This window comes from Paenibacillus sp. OT2-17, from assembly GCF_009827695.1.
GTDB lineage: Bacteria > Bacillota > Bacilli > Paenibacillales > Paenibacillaceae > Paenibacillus > Paenibacillus polymyxa_B.
The window spans coordinates 1-3,044 of sequence record NZ_WUDQ01000454.1; the positions used below are offsets into that span (position 1 = coordinate 1).

Sequence of the window (3,044 nt, forward strand, 5' to 3'; positions counted from 1 at the left end):
CGGAGAAGAAGATACAGATCTTGAAAAGCACCGCTTCGTCTTGAGAAAGATATGTGTGAAGCATGGATGGAAGTATGTTGAATACGTTGAAATAGCCAGTTCTGAAACAATAGAGTACAGACCTAAATTTAAGAGTTTGCTGTCTGACATCGAGGAAGGTATTTATGATGCTGTTCTTGTAGTTGATTATCAGCGTCTTGGCAGAGGGGAACTTGAGGATCAAGGAAAGATAAAACGTATCTTTCGTGATAGTGAGACGTACATAGTCACACCTGAAAAAATATATAACCTCGTTGATGATACTGACGATCTGCTTGTGGATGTAAGAGGACTACTTGCTCGTCAGGAATATAAGATAACTACGAAAAATTTGCAACGCGGAAAGAAAGTCGGAGCAAGGCTTGGCAAATGGACAAATGGACCGGCTCCTCTCCCTTTTGTTTATGTAGCAGCAATAAAAGGGCTTGATGTCGTTCCTAAAAAAATGTTATCTACCAAGAAATGAAATCCAGGATTTTTGGAGGTAAAAGCTTAGAAACAATTGGCTGGGACTTTAATAGACGTAGCATTCCCGGTCCCGGACCTAAAAATGGATTATGGCACTCAAATACGATACAGGGAAAATAATTTCGAACAAAACAAAAGGATCTGGTCACAAAAAAGAAATCTCAACCACTGGTTATCAACCCACGAGAAGAATGGGCATTGTAGAAAACTGTCATGCCGCTGTAAAAACTGAGGAAGAACACATGAAATTATTAGCCATGTTAGAGAAAAATAAAGGCAGGGACATATGCCCTGTCTGGCCTAGTGTTTTGTGGGAAATGAAAGAAAATGATGCGTTATAATCTGATGGTTATACCACTAACTCACTTAAGGCCTGTAATAAATACGACCACTTGGGCAACTATTGTAACAACAGTGGCGTGAAGGTTAATGTCCTTACTGACTTTATAGATTGGGAGATAGCCGATTACGAACAGAGAATTATTGATAGTGATAATTACATAAACACTGATGTAATCGAAAAGTTAGAGAATATACACGAGAAGAGTATGAGGAGCGTAAAGTTAAACGGCAACAAGAAGTATCTGCTCTCGAATCCGAATTAGCGGTCCATCGTTATGAGGTAAACTACGACAGCAGAGAGAAGAATAAAGAACGGATGAAATTAATAAAGTCATTTAAAGACATTTGGTCTTCTGAATCTGCAACTGAAAATGATAAGAATATGATTGCAAAAATGATCATCTCTAGAATAGAGTATATCTACGATAAAGGTACGAACAATCTGAATGTATCTATTCAATTTAACTAAACCCTTATTCAGTAAGGGTTTTTCTTTTGAAGCTTAAGCAAACGTGGCACCAATGGCAAGTGGAATAGCCGACAGATAGGAAAATGGGCTTGTTATTACGCTTAGCAATTTCAAAAGCCTCATCTGACCAAGGGAACCAATTTACTGGATTGTGAGCATGCTGTAGCAAATAAGGTGATTTTTCCTTGGCTAGTCTATTCGGTTTGCTGCTCGTTGTCATGGGACATCACCACTTCCGTAGTTGTAGGTATGAAAAAGCACTGATGGATATTCTTCATCAGTGCTTTATTTACTGTAATCGTACCTTATTAGAGTTTAACATTATACTCATTAGAACATCTCCAGAGCTTTCAGTAAGGCGTATTCACTTGTTCTAGCCCCTTCTTTTGAAAAATGCGCATCCGGAAACGCGGGAGACATATGATGGTACCCGGGATAGACATGTAATTCCACTAAGACACCATCAAAGGCCAGTTGTTTTGCAAAAACTAAGGCTTCATCAATGAATAAATCAAGGGTACCTATATTTATATAAGTCGGTGGTAACCCGGCCAATGACTTAGCACGGGCCGGCGCATAATACTCATTTACCTCCTCCTGACCCGGTTCATCCCCCAATACAGATTTCCAGCCAAAATAATTACTTTGTTTTGTCCAAATAAACTCTCCTGCGTATGGATGCTCTGGTGCGGTGCTTGTGCGATCATCTAGCATTGGCCTCATTAATCTTAGATGATGGATTTCGAGTTCCTTCTGATCACGAATGTACAAGGCTAGGCCAGCCGCCAATCCGCCGCCAGCGCTGCTGCCCCCTACGGCAACCTTCTGAGTGTCTATCCCTAACTCTTCCGCATGTTCAATACACCATTTTAGGCCCGAATAACAATCCTGTAACTGACTTGGCTATACATGCTCTGGTGCTAGGCGATAGTACACAGATACACAACAAAAACCATGTTGTGCAGCAAGAGATGCATTAGCAGGGCGATCTACGACTGGACTTCCTAAGACCATCCCGCCTCCGTGTATCGAATAATATAGAGGCATCTTATGATGCTTTGATTGTTTGGGCTTAATAATTTCTAATTGAATATCTGGACCCCTAAAATAACTTGGCACAATCTTTTTTTCTAATGTAATAGGGAACATCTGCGTTACATCTATTTGTTGCATCATTTGAGATTGATTTTTACGTGCTTCCATTAGTGTAGATTCGGTAAGATCGGTTGTTGATATTAAATCAACTGCACTGATAATTTCTGGATCAATCAGATGTCTACTTCTACTTTTTTGCTCCCCCATAGTAATCGTTTCCCCGCTTTCTTGTTTTAAAGACAATGAATCAATACGTATTTCAATTGTTGCTGTCGTTTATATTCATATTTTAAAGATTAAAATAAGCTTTATAAATGAAAACAACGATTTAGAATCATTTTTGGCATAAAAACAATAATGAAAAAATGATGTACAGCCTTTGAAATAGAATGGGTCTGTTGGATCATCGAGGGAGGGTGAGCGGAATTTTGGGATCAAGAACGGTATGTAAAAAGTTCAAGAGAGAAAATGAAATGCCAAAAACGTATTTCGGAATCTGGATGTGGGAGGTAATGCAAACACACATCAAAACTTTTGCCAAATAAAAAAGACGTGACGGATTGGTCGTACACAGCGATCATCCGATCACGCCCTAAGCTCACCACGTTATGAAGCCAAAATTAAATTCATT

2 protein-coding genes and 2 pseudogenes are annotated in these 3,044 nt (G+C 39.3%); 2 read left to right on the forward strand and 2 right to left on the reverse strand.

The annotated features are described in order from the left end of the window. Both GRP75_RS22960 and GRP75_RS22965 read left to right on the forward strand, forming a co-directional pair. Positions 1–505: recombinase family protein (locus GRP75_RS22960; RefSeq protein ID WP_160790463.1), on the forward strand; the 505-nt coding region annotated here is incomplete at its 5' end. Between the two features lie 91 nt (positions 506–596). Continuing rightward, positions 597–848: a hypothetical protein gene (locus GRP75_RS22965; protein WP_160790464.1), complete on the forward strand. Its 252-nt coding sequence runs from the start codon at positions 597–599 to the stop codon at positions 846–848. 510 nt (positions 849–1,358) lie between these two features. Here the strand turns inward: GRP75_RS22965 and GRP75_RS22970 are convergent. Together GRP75_RS22970 and GRP75_RS22975 are read right to left on the reverse strand one after the other, a co-directional pair. Then, positions 1,359–1,538 (reverse strand): annotated as a pseudogene (locus tag GRP75_RS22970) (DUF255 domain-containing protein); the annotation flags it as partial. 110 nt (positions 1,539–1,648) lie between these two features. Next, positions 1,649–2,620, reverse strand: a pseudogene (locus tag GRP75_RS22975) (alpha/beta hydrolase fold domain-containing protein). Positions 2,621–3,044: the final 424 nt, after the last annotated feature.